Origin of the sequence: Nitratireductor mangrovi (assembly GCF_007922615.2) — a bacterium.
GTDB lineage: Bacteria > Pseudomonadota > Alphaproteobacteria > Rhizobiales > Rhizobiaceae > Mangrovimarina > Mangrovimarina mangrovi.
This window is the reverse complement of record NZ_CP042301.2, coordinates 2,225,795-2,241,846: the sequence shown is the minus strand read 5'-3', so window position 1 is coordinate 2,241,846 and position 16,052 is coordinate 2,225,795. Positions and strand designations below refer to the sequence as shown.

General features: G+C 66.8%; 15 protein-coding genes. 4 read left to right on the top strand and 11 right to left on the bottom strand.

Going from position 1 to position 16,052, the window contains the following annotated elements; translation table 11 throughout:
• Nucleotides 1-2 precede the first annotated feature (2 nt).
• Both FQ775_RS10980 and FQ775_RS10975 read right to left on the bottom strand, forming a co-directional pair.
• The gene (locus tag FQ775_RS10980; RefSeq protein WP_146299220.1) at nt 3-773 is read right to left on the bottom strand and encodes an SDR family NAD(P)-dependent oxidoreductase; all 771 of its coding nucleotides are present in this window, start codon (nt 771-773) and stop codon (nt 3-5) included.
• A gap of 19 nt (nt 774-792) precedes the next feature.
• A complete protein-coding gene (locus tag FQ775_RS10975) occupies nt 793-2,031 on the bottom strand; it encodes a thiolase family protein (protein ID WP_146299219.1) in 1,239 nt (412 codons plus the stop codon).
• A gap of 143 nt (nt 2,032-2,174) precedes the next feature.
• Between FQ775_RS10975 and FQ775_RS10970 the strand changes: the two genes are divergently transcribed.
• Together FQ775_RS10970 and FQ775_RS10965 are read left to right on the top strand one after the other, a co-directional pair.
• On the top strand, nt 2,175-2,969 hold the full coding sequence (locus tag FQ775_RS10970; protein WP_146299218.1) for an enoyl-CoA hydratase/isomerase family protein: 795 nt from the start codon (nt 2,175-2,177) through the stop codon (nt 2,967-2,969).
• 10 nt (nt 2,970-2,979) lie between these two features.
• Nucleotides 2,980-4,191, top strand: a complete 1,212-nt coding sequence (locus FQ775_RS10965) for a phenylacetate--CoA ligase family protein (protein ID WP_146299217.1) — start codon at nt 2,980-2,982, stop codon at nt 4,189-4,191.
• A 47-nt stretch (nt 4,192-4,238) separates the two neighbouring features.
• Here the strand turns inward: FQ775_RS10965 and FQ775_RS10960 are convergent, their stop codons facing one another.
• From FQ775_RS10960 to FQ775_RS10935, 6 genes are read right to left on the bottom strand one after another with little or no spacing between them, the layout of a single operon-like run.
• Entirely contained in the window at nt 4,239-5,030 is a 792-nt protein-coding gene (locus tag FQ775_RS10960) for an ABC transporter ATP-binding protein (RefSeq protein ID WP_146299216.1), read from the bottom strand.
• A 54-nt stretch (nt 5,031-5,084) separates the two neighbouring features.
• Nucleotides 5,085-6,305, bottom strand: coding sequence for an ABC transporter substrate-binding protein (locus FQ775_RS10955; RefSeq protein ID WP_146299215.1), 1,221 nt, complete (start codon nt 6,303-6,305; stop codon nt 5,085-5,087).
• 54 nt (nt 6,306-6,359) lie between these two features.
• The gene (locus FQ775_RS10950; RefSeq protein WP_146299214.1) at nt 6,360-7,412 is read right to left on the bottom strand and encodes a branched-chain amino acid ABC transporter permease; all 1,053 of its coding nucleotides are present in this window, start codon (nt 7,410-7,412) and stop codon (nt 6,360-6,362) included.
• 4 nt (nt 7,413-7,416) lie between these two features.
• Entirely contained in the window at nt 7,417-8,301 is an 885-nt protein-coding gene (locus FQ775_RS10945; RefSeq protein WP_146299213.1) for a branched-chain amino acid ABC transporter permease, read from the bottom strand.
• Nucleotides 8,298-10,262 (bottom strand): AMP-binding protein, encoded by a 1,965-nt coding sequence (locus FQ775_RS10940; protein WP_146299212.1) that lies wholly within the window; start codon nt 10,260-10,262, stop codon nt 8,298-8,300. The genes FQ775_RS10945 and FQ775_RS10940 overlap by 4 nt, the downstream gene beginning before the upstream one ends.
• Nucleotides 10,262-11,074 (bottom strand): ABC transporter ATP-binding protein, encoded by an 813-nt coding sequence (locus FQ775_RS10935; protein ID WP_246730326.1) that lies wholly within the window; start codon nt 11,072-11,074, stop codon nt 10,262-10,264. Before FQ775_RS10935 ends, FQ775_RS10940 begins: the two co-directional genes overlap by 1 nt.
• Before the next feature lie 133 nt (nt 11,075-11,207).
• On the opposite strand from FQ775_RS10935, the gene FQ775_RS10930 reads away from it, so the two are divergent.
• Nucleotides 11,208-12,158 (top strand): NAD(P)H-dependent flavin oxidoreductase, encoded by a 951-nt coding sequence (locus FQ775_RS10930; protein ID WP_146299211.1) that lies wholly within the window; start codon nt 11,208-11,210, stop codon nt 12,156-12,158.
• Here FQ775_RS10930 and FQ775_RS10925 read toward each other — a convergent pair.
• A complete protein-coding gene (locus FQ775_RS10925) occupies nt 12,106-12,735 on the bottom strand; it encodes a TetR/AcrR family transcriptional regulator (protein ID WP_167812896.1) in 630 nt (209 codons plus the stop codon). The genes FQ775_RS10930 and FQ775_RS10925 overlap by 53 nt on opposite strands.
• Before the next feature lie 167 nt (nt 12,736-12,902).
• Between FQ775_RS10925 and FQ775_RS10920 the strand changes: the two genes are divergently transcribed.
• Entirely contained in the window at nt 12,903-14,012 is a 1,110-nt protein-coding gene (locus FQ775_RS10920; RefSeq protein WP_146299209.1) for a CaiB/BaiF CoA transferase family protein, read from the top strand.
• Here FQ775_RS10920 and FQ775_RS10915 read toward each other — a convergent pair.
• Nucleotides 13,984-15,117: an alcohol dehydrogenase catalytic domain-containing protein gene (locus FQ775_RS10915; RefSeq protein ID WP_146299208.1), complete on the bottom strand. Its 1,134-nt coding sequence runs from the start codon at nt 15,115-15,117 to the stop codon at nt 13,984-13,986. The two genes, FQ775_RS10920 and FQ775_RS10915, sit on opposite strands and share 29 nt — an antisense overlap.
• Nucleotides 15,118-15,142: 25 nt before the next feature.
• Complete coding sequence (locus FQ775_RS10910; protein ID WP_146299207.1) at nt 15,143-15,928, bottom strand: enoyl-CoA hydratase/isomerase family protein; 786 nt, start codon at nt 15,926-15,928, stop codon at nt 15,143-15,145.
• Between the last annotated feature and the right edge of the window lie 124 nt (nt 15,929-16,052).

Sequence of the window (16,052 nt, the reverse complement as noted above, 5' to 3'; positions counted from 1 at the left end):
TCCTAGCGCGGCATCATGCGGGCGCCGGCGTCGATCGAGATCGTCGTGGCGTTGATGTAGGGGTTTTCGGCGATGTGGCGCACCAGGCCGCCGAACTCGCCGGCCTGGCCCATGCGGCTGGGGAAGAGGATCATGCGTTCGATGATCGACCGCGAGACCGTCTCTGGAAGCCCGGCGACCATCGACGTGTCGAACAGGCCCGGTGCGATGGAGACCACGCGGATTCCGTGCTCGGCGAGGTCGCGGGCGACCGGCAGCGTGAGGCCCATCACGCCGGCCTTGGAGGCACTGTAGGCCGCCTGGCCGACCTGGCCCTGGGTCGCGGCACCGGACGCCGTGTTGACGATGACGCCGCGCTCGCCGTTGTCGTCGGGCTCGTTGGCCGTCATCGCGAGTGCGGCGAAGCGGATCACGTTGAAGGTGCCGGTCAGGTTGACGGCGATGACCTTGTCCCATGTCGCCAGCGGAAACGCCGCGCCGCGGGAGACCGTCTTGGCCGAGTCCGCCACGCCGGCGCAGTTGACCGCGACATGCAGCGCGCCGAACGTCTCGACGGCATGGTCGATCGCCGACCGGACGCTCGCCTCGTCGGCGACGTCGACCGTCCTGACGGCCACCGATCCGCCGAGCGTATCCGCAAGCCGGGCAAGCCCGGCCTCGTCGCGATCGACCCCGACGATCCGGGCTCCGGCCTCGGCGAGCGCCCTGCACGTGGCGAGGCCGAGTCCCGATGCCGCGCCGGTGACCAGCGCGACCTTGTCCTGAAGCTTCATCCTGTCCTCCCAAGCAATCCTATCGAGCGAGGATCGTGACGCAGGCCACGGCTTCCTCGATGCCGTGCAGTCCGCCGCCGTTCTCGGCGAGCGCGATGCGCGCGCTCTCGACCTGGCGGGGCCCTGCCTCGCCGCGCAGCTGCGCGACGAGTTCGTAGACCTGAGCCAGACCCGTGGCTCCGACCGGATGGCCGCGCGATTCCAGACCCCCGGACGGGTTGACCGGGATGCGGCCGCCGATCGTCGTCTCGCCGCGCTCGGAGATCACGCCGCCGTCGCCGAAATCGCAGAAGCCGAGGTTCTCGACCTGGATGACTTCGCCCATCGCGGTCGCATCGTGGACCTCGGCGACCGACACGTCCTCAGGCCCGAGCCCTGCCTTCTCGTAGGCGCGCTTTGCCGCCAGCGCCGTGCAGTGCTTCTCGACCTCCTCGGGCTCGCGGTCGCTGCCGGTCTGGATGACGCTGGCGAGAACCCTGATCGCGCGCGATCGATCGATTCCATGCCGCCGCATCCCCTCCTCCGTGACGAGGATGGCCGCGGCCGCGCCGTCGGAGATGGGCGAGCACATGGGCAGGGTGAGCGGATAGGTGATCGGCGGTGCCGCGAGGATCTGGTCGATCGTGTAGGCATCCTGGAACTGCGACAGCGGATTGTGGACCGAATGCGTGTGGTTCTTGGCCGCCACGGCGGCGAGCTGCCGCTGGGTCGTGCCGAAGCGCTTCATGTGGAGCCGCGAGAAGGCAGCGTAGACGTCCATGAAGGCGCTGTAGGGCTTGGGCGAGGTCGTGCCCTCGGGCACGTCGACGCCTTCGCCGAGGCGGATCAGCCGATCACGGATCTCGGCATCGTTCTCGACGTCCCAGGCGCTGTCGAAGGCGGCGAACATGAGCGCCCTGTCGGCAGAGAACATCTTCTCCGCGCCGAGCGCCAGCGCCACGTCGCCGTCTCCGGCCCTGAGAAAATTCACCGCAAGATTCACCGCGGTCGACGCGCTGGCACAGGCGTTCTCGACGTTCACGACCGGAATGCCGCCGATGCCCATGGAGCGCATGACGATCTCGCCGCGGATCATGTGCTGCCGCTCCATGTGACCCTGCGTGCAGTTCGAGAAATAGGCCGCCTGGAGCGCATCCAGCCCAAGGCCGGCATCCCCGAGCGCCTGATCCACCGCGGCCCGGGCCATCGCCTTGATGGTCATGTCGGGCATGCGGCCGAACGGGGTCATGCCGACCCCGACGACGTAGACGGCTTCCATCGCTTCCTCCCTCTCGCAGAGCGCAGCGCCGCTGGAAAACGGGCAGCGGCGACATCAGGCGCTTGCGCTCAAGTCTGCAAAGTCTACAATGTGACCGACCGAACAATCAACTGACTCAAGAGTAAAATTCTGGGAGGGTCGTCATGGACGCGAAGTCCGATACCAGCACGCTGGTCGAGGTGCGGCACGGCGCCGTCTGGATCACGCTGAACCGTCCAGCAGCGCTGAACTCGCTCACCCCCGCCATCGTCGCCGGAATTGATGCCGCGCTCGACCGCGCCATGGAGGACGACGTCAAGGCGGTGGTGCTGACGGGAAGCGGCCGCGCCTTCTGTGCCGGTGCCGACCTGAAGTTCGTCCGCGAGACCAGCGGGGGCGACGAGGCTGCCATGGCGACCTTCCTCGACACGGTCCTCGCCATGATGAACCGGCTCGAGAAGTGTCCGCGTCCGGTGATCGCGGCCGTGAACGGGATCACCGTGGCCGGCGGACTGGAACTCGTCCTGTGCTGCGACCTCGTCGTCGCCGCCCGTTCGGCGCGGCTCGCCGACGGCCACATCAATTTCGGGCTGCTGCCGGGTGGGGGCAGCTCGGTCCGGCTTCCGCGCAAGATCGGCCCCACACGCGCGAAATACCTGCTCTACACGGGAGACTTCATGTCGGCCGAGGCGCTGGCCGCGGCCGGTCTGGTCAACGAGGTCGTGGACGACGCGGAGCTGATGCCCGCCGTCGAACGCCTCGTGGCAAAGCTGTCCGAGAAGAGCCCTCTCGTCCTGCGCCGCGTCAAGGCGCTCGTCGACGACGGGCTCGAGCAGCCGGTGCCGACGGCGCTGCGGCTCGAACTCCTCGCGTCCGAACTGCATGCCGGCAGTCACGACATGCAGGAAGGCCTTGCGGCCTTCGAGGAGAAGCGCAAGCCCACCTTCATCGGGCGCTGAGAAGGCCACCATGAGCACGGACCGCTTCGCCCGCCTGCGGGACATCCACCATCGCGCCCATGACCTCGCACCCGCGATCCGGGCCATCCTGGACGGTGCCGGTGTCGCCCCGTCCGCGCTGGACGGCAGCGAGGCGCTGGCCCGCATTCCGGTGTTCAAGAAGGAGCGCATGATCGACCTGCAGCGCGAGAGACCGCCCTTCGGCGGGTTCCTCGCCGCGGAAGAGAGCGACATCGAGCGCATCTTCGTCTCGCCCGGCCCGATCAACGAACCCCAGATCCGCGGTGAGAGCGACCATTTCGGCTTCGCCGGCGCCTTCGCGGCGGCGGGGATCGGACGCGGCGACCGGGTGCTCAACACCTGGTCCTATCATCTCGTGCCGGCAGGCCTGGCGCTCGACGACGGGCTGCGAGCCACCGGCGCGGCGGTGATCCCGTCCGGCACGGGCAACAGCGAGATGCAGGCGAAGCTCGTCCTCGATCTCGACGTGACCTGCATCTGCGCGGCGACCGCCTTCTTCGTCACGCTCGCCGAGACGATCGAGGCGATGGGCCGCTCCCTGCCCGAGCAGTGGTCGGTGAAATCCGCGCTTCTCGGCGGCGAGTTCGGCGACTGGATGGGCAAGCGGAAACGGCTCGAGGCCCGCTACGGCATCAGGACCTTCTCGGTCTATGCGACCGCCGATTTCGGTATCATCGGGTTCGAGAGCGACGGCGAGGAAGGCTACGAGATCCATCAGGACCGGATCGTCCAGATCTGCGATCCGGTAAGCGGGGCACCGCTGCCGCCCGGCGAGCCGGGCGAGATCGTCGTGACCACGCTCAACGCCGGCTGGCCGCTGATCCGCTTCGGAACCGGCGACGTGGCGATCGCCCGATCGCTGCATGCGGACGGCACGGTGGCCCGCATCTCGATGCTCCAGGGACGCGTCGGCCAGGCGGTGAAGGCGCGCGAGATCTTCGTCTATCCGCGCCAGCTCGAGGACCTGGCCATCTCCGTGCCGGGTCTCGCCAGGGCCCAGGCCGTGGTCGCCCGCCCGGGACATCGCGAGGAGATCACGCTCAACCTCGTGACCGCCGAAGGCGCGGACGTCGATGCGATCCGGCGGCTGGCGGCGGATCGGTTCCGGGAGCTGTCGCGGCTGAAGGCGGACCACGTCGAAGTGCTCGCCGCGATTCCCGACGACGCACCGCTGGTGGTCGACCGCAAGGACGTCGGATAGGAGGTGACGTCCGATAGGCGGGCACGTCGGACAGGCGGCGCTCTTCCCTAGCCGAGCCAGCGCTTGCGCCGGCGGTAGTGCTTGACGTCGCGGTAGCTCTTGCGTTCGCCGTCGAGGTTCAGGCCGAGATAGAATTCGCGCACGTCCTCGTTGCGGCGCAGGTCCTCGCCCGCGCCTTCGAGCACGATGTGCCCGTTCTCCATCACGTAGCCGTAGTCCGCGAGTTCCAGCGCGACGCGCGCATTCTGCTCGACCAGGAGGAGCGTCATGCCCGATGCCTTCAGCCTCGCGAGCAGGGCGAACACCTCGTCGACCATCAGCGGCGCCAGACCGAGGGACGGCTCGTCGATCATCATAAGCTTCGGCCGTGCCATCATCGCGCGCCCGATCACCAGCATCTGCTGCTCGCCCCCGGACAGGTAGCCGGAGGTGCGGTCCTTGAGCGCGGCGAGGCGCCCGATCTCAGAATACACCTCGTCCAGCTTCGCGCGCACGGCCTTCAGCGACGGCTCGCGATGTCCGCCGATCAGAAGGTTCTGCTCCACCGTCAGGTGCTTCAGCACTCGACGGCCTTCCATGACGTGGATGATGCCGTGGGTGACGATGTTCTCCGGCTCGCCGTTGTCGATCCGCCTGCCATCGAAGAGGATGCTGCCCGCGGTGACCTTCCCGTCCTCCGTCTTGATGACGTTGGAGATGGACTTGAGCGTCGTCGACTTGCCGGCGCCGTTGCCGCCGAGCAGCGTCACGCACTGACCGGTCTCGATGCGCATGGAAACGCCCTTCACCGCCAGGATGACGTCCGAATAGATGACTTCGACGTTGTTGAGTTCGAGCATGCCGGGCTCCGGTAGCGGCGGCCGGGCCTTCGCCCGGCCGCCTTCGAGGTCAGGTCACCACTTCTCGATCGTCGGCACCGCCACGCCATCGGCGGCAGTGACGTATTTGCCGTCCTTCACCGTGCCGACGTTGACGGTGATCCCGCTCGTCGGGAACGGCGCCTCGTTGGTGTAGGTGACGTCCGAGAGCACGCCGAAGGTCTGGGCGCTGGTGATCGTGTTCGACAGAAGCGCGTCGCGCACCGCCTGGCCCGTCACTTTGTCCGGACCGACCTTCTTGGCCGCAGCCTCGATGGCACGGAGCGCGACCAGGGTCTGGTTCAGGCCCATGACGGTCGGAACCGTCCAGGCGCCCTGCATCGCGTAGTCGGCCTTCAGCTTGTCGTAGAACTTCTTCGGCTCGGTCGCCTCGTCGGTGGGCATCGCCATGCCGTAGACTTCGTAGTCGCCCTCGAGCTCGGCCATGCCGCCGAGCGCGCGGGCCGACGCGGTGATGCCGTTGTGGGAGCTCATGACGATCGGGACGTCGGAACGTCCGAGCGCCTGGAGCGCCCGCTTGGCGGCGACGACGGCGGCCGTGTTGGTCTGCACGTCGATGACCTGCGCACCCTTCTTCAGGACGCGGTTGAGCTGGGTCGTCAGGTCCGTCGGCTGGACCTCGGTGAACACCATCTCGACGAGTTCGACCTGGTCGGTCGCGCCGTGGGCGTATTTCTCGATTCCCTTGCCGATGTCGACATAGGCGGGCGAGGCTTCGGACGTGATCACGGCGATCTTCAGCGGCCCCTCGATGCCCTTCTCCTTGCGATACCATTCGAAGAAGGCGGCCGCCTCGTGCGCATAGGTGGCGCGGGGATTGAACACCCAGGGATCGGGCTTCCAGCCGAAGCCGTAGCCTGCGGTCGACATGATGAGCGGTATGCCGTCGCTCGGCAGGCGGCCGGCCAGCGCGGTGGCGTCCGGGGCACCGACGCCGAGCGCGATGATGGGGTTGAGCTCGGCCTTGATGCCCGGCCAGAGGCTCGCGACCTGCGCGGCATCGTAGCGGTGGTCGTAGTCCTTGATTGCCAGGGTGACCCCGAGTTCCTTGCCGACTTCGGCATTCCACCAGGCGACAGCCGAATGCCGCGACCCGGCGAGATCCTTCATCACGTCGGCGTAGGGGCCGGTGAAGTCTGCCAGCGAGGCGATGTTGTAGGTGGTGTCCGCCTGTGCCGGCGCCGCAAGCGCGACGGCCGCGGCCGACGCGAATGCCCATTTCCTGAAGAAATTCATCTGCCGTTTCCTCCCGTTGTCATGCGATTTTTGTCCACTCCGGTCCGCCATTCGTCAGTAGGGGAAAGGCCAGAGGCGATAGGACCGTTTGAGGATCGACCAGCGGTGCATGAGGCCGCGTGGCTCGAAGATCAGGAAGGCGGCGATGATGCCGCCCAGAAAGACGTTGAGGGCCGCGAAGACCACGTCGCCGCCGAGCGACGGCGCGATCTGGATGAAGGTCGGCCCGAGCGAGATGAAGGTCTCGCGGATCGTGATGATGACGACCACGCCGACGAGGGCGCCCGTCACCGAGCCGATGCCGCCGACGATGATCATCGCCACGAGCCAGATCGAGTGGAACAGCGTGAACTGGTCGACCGCCACGAAGCGCACGTAGTAGGCCCACAGCCCGCCGCCGATGCCCGCATAGAAGGCGCCGACCAGGAAGGCCATCGCCTTGGTGCGGACCACGTCGATGCCCATCATGCCCGAGGCGACGTCGTCGTCGCGCACGGCGACGAAGGCCCGGCCGTGCCGGCTGCGGGCGATCCCAAAAGCGCCAGCGACCATGATCGCCGCGATGACGAGACAGAGATAGTAGATCGATCTGTCCGTTGCGAACACGAAGCCGAACAGCTCGGCCGGCATCAGCGACATCCCGTTCGAGCCGCCGAGCCAGGATTGCGGCAGGTTGAGCACGAGGAAGTGGAAGATGGACTGCGCAGCGATCGTCGTCAGGACGAGGTAGAACCCCTTGATCCGGACGGCGGAGAGACCGAACACGAAGCCGAAGGCGGCTGCGGCGCAGCCGCCCAGCGGAATGGCGATCCAGAAGGGCAGGCTGTAGGTGGTCGCCGCGACCGCGGTGGCATAGGCGCCCGCCCCCATGAAGGCGGCTTGGCCGAGATTGACCTGTCCGGCGTAGCCCGTGCAGATCTGGAGACCCACGGCGACGACGGCGGTGATCAGCATCGCCGTCGCAACCGCGACGAGACGCGGGCCGACCAGCTCCGGCAGAGCCAGCAGGAACAGGAGGAGCAGAGCGAGCGCCAGTCCCTGCTTGCCCGTCCGGATGAGGGCCTGGTCGCGCGCGAAGCTGGTGGCGAAGACGCCTGCAGGATCCATCGTCTCAGACCCTTTCCACGGTCTTCCAGCCGAACATGCCGGTCGGCCTGATGAAGAGGATCAGGAGCATGACGATCATCGGGAACACCATGCCGACCGAGCCGCCGACGACCGGGTCGAGATAGGCGGTGACCAGTCCCTGGATCGTTCCCACGATGATGCCAGCGAGCAGGACGCCGGCGATCGACTCGAAGCCGGCCAGCAGGGCCACCGGGAGCGCTGCGATGCCGATCTCGGATGCCAGGAAGGACAGGGACTTTCCGCTCAGATAGATGATTGCGCCCAGCGTCGAGAGGACCGAGCCGAGGACCCAGGCGAAGGCCACCGAGCGCTTCACCGAAATGCCCATGGAGATCGCCACTTGGTGGTCCTCCGCCACTGCGGTCAGCTTCAGGCCGGGTCGGGTCTTGTTGAAGAACCAGGACAGGGCAAAGCCCACGACCGTGGTGATGATGCCGCCGATGAGGAGCGCGCGCGGGATCAGGATGTCGCCGATGATCACCGGCTGAAGCGGGAAAATGATCGGGAACGGGCGCACCTGCGGTCCGAAGAGGAGAAGGATCAGCCCGCGCATCAGGATGAGGAGGCCGATCGTCACCATCACCATCGCGAAGACCGACTCGCCCACGAGCCTCGAGAAGAAGATCCGCTCGATGAGCAGTCCGAACAGGGCCGCGAGGACGAAGGCAAGCGGCAGCCCGATCCACAGCGGCAGCCCGAGCGAGACGACCATCCACCAGACGAGGAAGCCGCCGAAGACGACCAGTTCGCCCTGCGCGAAGTTGAACACCTTGGATGCGCGGTAGATCACGACGAAGCCCATCGCGACCAGCGAGTAGAGGAGCCCGACGAGGGCCCCGTTGATCATGTAGTTGAGGACTTCGCTCATGCGATGGCCTTCTTCGGATGCGAGGTCGTGGCGAGGGTGAAGCCGTCATCGACGTCGTGGATCCGCACGATGGCCGACAGGGTTCCGCGGCGTCCGTCCTGGTAGGTGATCGGGATCTCGAGCGCCGTCGTGTCGCTGCCGGCATAGAGGTCCGTGACGAGTGCGTCGTAGCGCTCGGTCAGGAACTCGCGCCGAAGCTTGCGGGTGCGCGTGAGCTCGCCCTCGTCGGGATCGAGCTCCTTGGGGAAGTTGGCGAAACGGCGCACGCGCGCATGTTCGGGAAGGAAGCTGTTGACCCGGCGAATGTCGTCGCGGATCAGCGCCGCCACTTCCGGCTTCTGCGACAGATCGGTGAAGGTGGAATAGGCGATGTTTCGGTCTTCCGCCCAGCGCGACACGACTTCCATGTCGATGTTGATGAGCGCCGTGATGAAGTCACGACTCTCGTCGCCGAGCGTCAGGATGTCCTTGATGAACGGGCTGAAGCGCAGCCTGGTCTCGATGTATTGCGGCGGGAAGCTGTCGCCGGTGCGCAGCCGCTTCAGGTCGCTGATGCGTTCGAGGAAGACGAGTTCGCCGGACTGCGATGTGGAGACCGCGTCGCCCGTCAGGTACCAGCCGTCCGCGAGGCGTTCGTCGGTCTTGTCCGGCTTGCCGTGATAGCCCTGGAAAAAGGAGCCGCCGCGGATCATCAGTTCGCCGGCTTCCGAGACCTTCCATTCGAGCGGCGGACCGGCGTCGGGATGCGGCGTCAGCCAGCGTCCGACCGTCTCCAGGTCATAGCGCTCTCCCTGGTGCAGGGAGAGAAGCCCGATCTCGGTCGCGCCGTAGATGTTGCGCAGCGGCACGCCGATGGCATGGAACAGGCGGAACACGTCGGGCGCCATGGTGGCGCCGCCGCACACGGCGAGCTTGAGGCGCGTCAGGCCGAGTTTGTCGCGCAGCGGCTTCAGCACCAGCATGTCGGCGAGCGGATAGGCGAGGCGCGCGGAGAGCGGCGCCGGCTTGCCTTCGAGGCGACCGACATTGACCTTGTGGCCGATGGCGATGCCCCATTCGTAGACGCGGCGTCGGAACCTGCCCGCGTCCAGCATGCGCGCCTGGATGGTGGCGGCGAGGCTCTCCCACTGGCGTGGTGCGAAGACCATCATCTCGACCGCGATCTCGCGCAGGTTCGAGAGGACTTCCTCCGGGGATTCGGGAAAGTTGATCACCATCGGCGCGGCGAGGCCCATGGTGATGCCGACGATCTGTTCGGTGATCCAGGCCGGGGCGATGTATGTCAGATAGTCTGCGCCGGGTCGCACCTTCGTGGCTTCGATGACGCGGTGGGCGTTGTCGATCAGGCCCTTGTGGGTGACGATGACGCCCTTCGGACGGCCCGTCGTGCCGGACGTGTAGGAAAGGATCGCGACGTCGTCGGGAGTACCCTCGGCGACGATCCTCTCGTAGAGAGTGGGCTCCGCGGCATGGCTAGCCCGGCCGGTATCGATCAGGCTTTCGAGGGTCGTCAGGTTTTCCTGGCGGTAGGACCACATGCCGGTCCTGTCCCAGTAGACGATCTCGCGCAGCGTCGGCACCGTGCCGAGCACGGCGAGCCCCTTGTCGACCTGCTCCTGATCCTGCGCGATCAGGCACACGGCCTGACTGTCGTTCAGCTGATAGTCGATCTCGTCCGCGGTCAGGTCGGGATAGAGCGAGATGACCTTGCAGCCGAGCGACAAGGCTGCGAGCTCGCTCCAGAAGTTTTCCGGCTCGTTCTCGCCGATGATGCCGACGGTCTCGCCGCGCATCACGCCCATGGCGTGCAACCCCAGCGCCAGCGCCCGGACGCGCTCGAGCACGTCCCCGAACGTATACTCGCGCCAGTAGCCGCGCTTCTTGTGGCGCTGCGACAGGGTGGAGGCCTGCCCGGTCCCGCGGTCGAGCAACAGCTGCGGCACGGTCTGCATGACCAGCATCAGCGGTTCTCCCCGAGATAGGCCTTGAGGACCGCCGGATCGCGCTGCACCTCGGCAGGCGTGCCCTCGGCGATCATGCGCCCGAAATCGAGCACCACGACGCGGTCGGCGAGATCCATCACGACGCCCATGTCGTGCTCGACGAGGACGACCGGGATCCCGCGCGCCTCGCGGACGTCGAGGATGAAGCGGGCGAGGTCTTCCTTCTCTTCCGTGTTCATGCCGGCCATCGGCTCGTCCATCAGGAGGATCTTGGGTTCCTGGGCGAGCGCGCGACCGAGATCGACGCGCTTGCGAAGGCCGTAGCCGAGCGTCCCGACCGGTCGATGCCGGATGGATTCCATCTCCAGCAGTTCGATGATCTCCTCGACGGTCTCGCGATGGCGGAACTCTTCGGTCCTGGCCCGCCCGAAATGGGCGAAGGCATCGGCGATCGTGGAACGCATGTGCATATGGCGGCCGATCATGATGTTCTCGATCACGGTCATGCCGGAAAAGACGTGCGTTCCCTGGAAGGTGCGGGCGAGGCCGGCGCGGGCCACCTGGTGTACGCCCCTGGCGGACAGGGGCACGCCGTCAAATTCGATGACACCCTTCTGCGGGCGATAGAAGCCGCTGAGGCAGTTCATGAGGGAGGTCTTGCCGGCCCCGTTCGGGCCGATGACGGCCACGAGCTCGTCCGTGCCGACTTCGAAGCTCACGCCGTCGAGGGCCCTGACGCCGCCGAACTGCATGACCACGTCGCGTGCCGCCAGCATCGGCGTACGCGCGGCCGCGCGGCTTTCCGCGCGTGGAATAGCGGTTGCCTCCACGTCTCCTCCCACTGCTCCGGCCAGCCTGCGAACCCTCCTCGGTCCGTCGTTGTTCTGACCCGATAGATGTAGAATTTACTCGAAAGTAAAATCGTGTCAATCTGACGGCATGGAGATTGTTGGAGGAACATCGATGACCACTCGCCTGGGCAACCCCGACCTTGCGGCCGCACTGACGTCACGCCTTTCGGTCCCGGTCGTGGTGGGGCCGATGTTCCTCATTTCCGGGCCGGACCTGGTGATCGCCTCCAGCCGGGCCGGCGTCGTTGGTTCCTTTCCGACGCTGAACGCGCGGTCGCCGGCGATCCTCGATGAATGGCTGGCGCGCATGACGACCGAAACGGAAGGTCACGCTCCGTTCGCCGCGAACATGATCGTTCACCAGAGCAACACCCGGATCGACGAGGACATGGAAGTCGTCGCCAACCACAAGGTGCCGATCGTCATCTCCAGCGTGGGCAATCCGTCAGCGGTGGTGGAGCGGGTCCATCGCTACGGCGGGCTGGTCTTCGCCGACGTCGCATCGCTGAAGCATGCGCGGCGTTCCGCCGAAGCCGGCGTCGACGGCCTGATCCTGCTCTGCGCGGGATCCGGCGGCAACACGGGCTGGCTGAACCCCTTTGCCTTCGTGGGCGCCGTGCGCGAATTCTTCGACGGGCCCATCGTCCTGGCCGGCGCCATGACGCGCGGCCGGTACATTCATGCCGCGCAGCAGGTGGGTGCGGACTTCGCCTATGTCGGTACGAGTTTCATCGCCACGCGCGAGAGCCTCGCCAACGACCACTATCGCGAGATGCTCGTCGCCAGCACCGCCGACGACGTGATCCTCACGGACGCCGTCACCGGCATTCCCGCAAACATGCTTCGCCAGAGCCTCCAGAATGCCGGCTTCGACAAGGGGCACAAGCCGGAGGGCTTCAACCTCCTGAAGGAGATCGAGGTGCTGAAGGCATGGCGCGACATCTGGAGCGCAGGCCACGGCGTGGGTGACGTGACCCGCGTGGAAAGCGTCGCCGATCTCGTCGACCGGCTCAGGCAGGACTACCAGGCGGCGCGCTCGGGAGCACGGGCTGCTGCTGCATGAGGGCATGGTCCAGCAGGTCGGCGAAATGATGGGCGATCTCATCGCCGCTGAGGCTGCCGTCCGGGCGGAACCACTGCGTCATCCAGTTGATCGCCCCCATGAAAAAGAACACGGTCATCCGCGGGTCGACGCTGCGGATGCTGCCGTCGGCCTTGCCCTGGGCCACGAGCTGGCTGAACTCCCTCTGGAAATGATCGCGCCGCTTGCCGATCGTCTCGCGATTGGCCGGTTCGAGTGCGGAATATTCGCTGAGGACCGCGAAGGAGCCGAGTTCGCCGGTGATCAGCTCGATGTAGCGCCGGCACACATGGACGATCCGCTCCCGTCCCGTCTTGCCGTGTTCGAGCGCATAGGCGAGCGCGACCTCGCCGAGGTCCTGGGCGAGCATGTGACACTCGAACAGGATCTCCTGCTTGTTCTTGACGTAGTAGTACAGCGCCGGCTTGGTCACGCCGAGGGTCCTGGCGACCTCGTCAAGGGACGTGTCGTGGAACCCGCGGGCGCTGAACGCCTTCGCGGCTTCCCGAAGGAGCGCGGTGCGCTTGAGCTGGAACAACTGGTCGCGGCTCGGCGCCACGTTCTTCCAGGCGGAAGAATGCCGCCCTCTCTGAACCACGTGAAGATCTCCTGTAATCTCATGCGGCTCGACATGAGCCCGATGAAGCGCAGCGTTATTCAATAAACTGACCAGTTCGTCAATTTCACCATCCAGCGGGTCAGACGAAGCGTGGAGAGAGGAACGAAATGAAGGGTCTGTTCGACGGCATCAGGGTCCTCTCGCTCGCGGAGCAGTTTCCCGGACCGTACGCGACGCTCCTGATGGCCGATCTCGGCGCCGACGTGATCCTGGTCGAGCGTCCCGGGATTGGCGATCCGGCGCGCGCCTTCCCGGCCTTCTTCCGGTCGCTCGCGCGCAACAAGCGAAGCGTCTGCCTCGACCTGAAGGCGGCTCCCGACCGGGATGCCTTCCTGGCGCTGGTCGACACGGCCGACGTCGTGATGGAGGGATACCGACCGGGCACGATGGAGAAGTTGGGTCTCGGATACGACGTGCTGAAGGCGCGCAATCCGCGCCTCGTCCATGTCTCGATCACCGGTTTCGGCCAGACCGGCCCTGCCCGGATGCGACCCGCGCACGACCTGTCCTACCAGGGCGTTGCCGGCATGATCCGCCAGACGAAGGGCGGGGAGCCTGCCTTGCCGGATCTGGCGATCGGCGACCTGTCGAGCGGGACCTTCGCCGCCTTCGCGACCGCCTCGGCGCTCTTCGCACGCGAGCGCACGGGACAGGGCACCACCATCGACGTCTCGATGACCGACGGACTCGTCTCCTGGATGACGCCCTACCTCGTCCCGCACGTGGCCGGGGATTCCCCGTTCGACGTGCATGACGAACCCGCCTACGGAGCCTTCCGCTGCGCCGACGGGACCTATCTGACGCTCAGCATCGCGCATGAGGATCACTTCTGGGCCGGACTCTGCCGCGCACTGGGCTCGGAGGATCTGGCCAGCCTCACCGGCGCGCAGCGACGCGCACGATCGCCGGAACTGAGGCACCTGATCGCGAACCGAATCGCGCGCCACGACCGCAGCCACTGGAGCACGCTCTTCGACCGCGACGGCATCGCCTGGTCACCCCTTTACGACCTCGACGGCGTTGCGGCCGACCCACATTTCGTCGCACGTGGGCTGTTCCGGGACGTGGCGACGAAGACCGGGAGCGAGCGCCACGTCGCCCAGCCGGTCCGCTTCAGCGCCTATGCGACGGAGATCCGACGCCCCGCTCCGGCCCTCGGTGAACATGGCGACGAGGTTCTCGGTCGGATCAGGAAAGGCCGAGTTGCGGATCGATGAGCACCTTCGGTCCGGTCCGCCGCCGCGCGTAATCGGCGACAACCTCCGGCGAGAGGGCGTCCGCCAGCCCGATGGGATGACCGTATTCGCTGGCGAAGATGGTCCGAACTCCGTCCCGCACGCGATCGTGCAGGCGCGCTTGCGCCACGGCGTCGAGGTCGCGGAGGAAGTCGAACAGCAGCCACCCCGACACGCTCCAGGTGAGCCCGATCCCGCGCCCGATCTCCACGGGGGCCGGATCCAGCGTCCCATAGACGTAAGCGCGCTTCATTGCGGCGGTGCCGTAGCGGCTGTAGCTCGTGGCCGACCGGGATGCGGCCTGTTCCATCGCCCACAGGATCCGTCCCGTGAGCTTGCCGCCGACCGCATCGAAGCACGTCATCGCCCCGGTCGACGCAATCGTCTCTACCAGGCGGTCCTTGAAGTCCGGAGCGGAACTGTCGAGGACGTGCTGCGCCCCGATCGCCTGGAGCATCTCCGCCTGTTCGGGCCGCCTCACCACGTTCACGAGCACGATCCCCTCCTCCGCGGCGAGCCGGACGAGCATCTTTCCGAGGCTGGAGGCGGCAGCCGTGTGGACCATGGCGCGGCCGCCGTTCCGACGCAGCGTCTCCACGATCCCGAGCGCGGTGAGAGGATTGACCAGCGCGGATGCGCCTTCGGCCGCGGAAACGTCGTCCGGCAGTTCCAGGCATGCATCGCCGGAAATCGTCCGGAACTGCGCGAAGCATCCGTCGCCGAGGACCGCGACGCGCCTGCCTTCGAGGTGACGCATCCGTTCTCCCGCCCCGACGACGGTTCCCGCGCCCTCGACGCCGACCCGCAACGACTGGCCGAGGCGCAGACGGAGAAAGGACATCGCGCCTGCCGGAACGCGCGCCGTGAGCCGGGGCAGCCCGTCCGCCGTTCCACTCTCCAAGCTTCCCAGGTCGGACGGCCCGAACATGAGGCCGATGTCGGTCGGATTGATCGGGGTCGCTTCCATGCGCACCAGCACCTCGTCGGCTGCCGGATCCGCGACGGCGGCCTCGACCAGCCGCAGGTCCATCACGCCGTCGGCGGTGATCGTCGATCGCATTTCCAGACCACGCAATGGAATCGTCATGCCAGCGTTCTCTCGTTGCGGGACATCAGGACCCGCGGAAATTCGGCGCACGCTTCTCCAGGAAGGCGGCGATCCCCTCGCGCGCATCCTGGGTGGCGACGCTGTCGGCCATCGCCCGGGCTTCCCGGTCGAGCTGGGCTTCGAGACCCGCCGTCTCGCCATCGGCGAGGAGCCCCTTGATCCGGCCGAAGGCGGCGGTCGGCCCGGCTGCGAGCTTCGCGGCCATGTCGGTCGCCGTCCGTTCGAGGCCCTCAGCCGGCGCGACTGCATTCACCAGACCCCACTCGAGAGCTTCGGCCGCCGTCAGGCGGCGGTCGAGAAGGAGCATCTCGCGAGCGCGGTTCAGGCCGACCCTGCGCGGCAGCGTCCATGATTGTCCGCCATCGCTCGACAGGCCGGCGGCAGCGTAGCTCGACGAGAAGCGGGCCGTCTCGGCGGCGACGACGAAATCGCAGGCGATCGCAAGGCTCAGACCCGCACCGGCCGCGGGGCCGTTCACCGCGGCAATCGTCGGCGCCGGCATGCGTGCGAGGCTCGAGATCACCGCATGAAGGTGGAAGGTCATCGCACGGATCCGATGGCCGATCTCTTCGGCACCGTGCATCGTATCCAGCGCGCCCCCGACGCAGAAGAACCGCCCCGCGCCGGTCAGCACGACCGCGCGTACGGCCGAATCCGCCTCGACGTGGCGGATCGCATCGCCGAGATCGGCGAGAAGTTCGAGGCTCATGGCATTGCCGGCCTCGGGCCTGTCGAGCGTGACCCACGCAACCGAACCGCGGCGCTCCCAGCGGACGTTCTTCTCCGGCAATGCACCCTCCCTCACGACTGGCGCTTCGGTTGCGTCGATCTGATTGCCGATGAGAAAATAATCTGACTATAAAGTCAAATCGAGATGCTGAACGCTCGGGCGACCGTCAAGAGGAGAGGCCGGC

Bases quoted from the DNA above. Each gene is read 5' to 3' on its own strand.
- FQ775_RS10950 (WP_146299214.1), bottom strand. From the start codon at position 7,412: ATGGATCCTGCAGGCGTCTTCGCCACCAGCTTCGCGCGCGACCAGGCC.
- FQ775_RS10965 (WP_146299217.1), top strand. From the start codon at position 2,980: ATGAGCACGGACCGCTTCGCCCGCCTGCGGGACATCCACCATCGCGCC.
- FQ775_RS10975 (WP_146299219.1), bottom strand. From the start codon at position 2,031: ATGGAAGCCGTCTACGTCGTCGGGGTCGGCATGACCCCGTTCGGCCGC.
- FQ775_RS10970 (WP_146299218.1), top strand. From the start codon at position 2,175: ATGGACGCGAAGTCCGATACCAGCACGCTGGTCGAGGTGCGGCACGGC.
- FQ775_RS10980 (WP_146299220.1), bottom strand. From the start codon at position 773: ATGAAGCTTCAGGACAAGGTCGCGCTGGTCACCGGCGCGGCATCGGGA.
- FQ775_RS10960 (WP_146299216.1), bottom strand. From the start codon at position 5,030: ATGCTCGAACTCAACAACGTCGAAGTCATCTATTCGGACGTCATCCTG.
- FQ775_RS10940 (WP_146299212.1), bottom strand. From the start codon at position 10,262: ATGCTGGTCATGCAGACCGTGCCGCAGCTGTTGCTCGACCGCGGGACC.
- FQ775_RS10920 (WP_146299209.1), top strand. From the start codon at position 12,903: ATGAAGGGTCTGTTCGACGGCATCAGGGTCCTCTCGCTCGCGGAGCAG.
- FQ775_RS10930 (WP_146299211.1), top strand. From the start codon at position 11,208: ATGACCACTCGCCTGGGCAACCCCGACCTTGCGGCCGCACTGACGTCA.
- FQ775_RS10945 (WP_146299213.1), bottom strand. From the start codon at position 8,301: ATGAGCGAAGTCCTCAACTACATGATCAACGGGGCCCTCGTCGGGCTC.
- FQ775_RS10955 (WP_146299215.1), bottom strand. From the start codon at position 6,305: ATGAATTTCTTCAGGAAATGGGCATTCGCGTCGGCCGCGGCCGTCGCG.
- FQ775_RS10915 (WP_146299208.1), bottom strand. From the start codon at position 15,117: ATGACGATTCCATTGCGTGGTCTGGAAATGCGATCGACGATCACCGCC.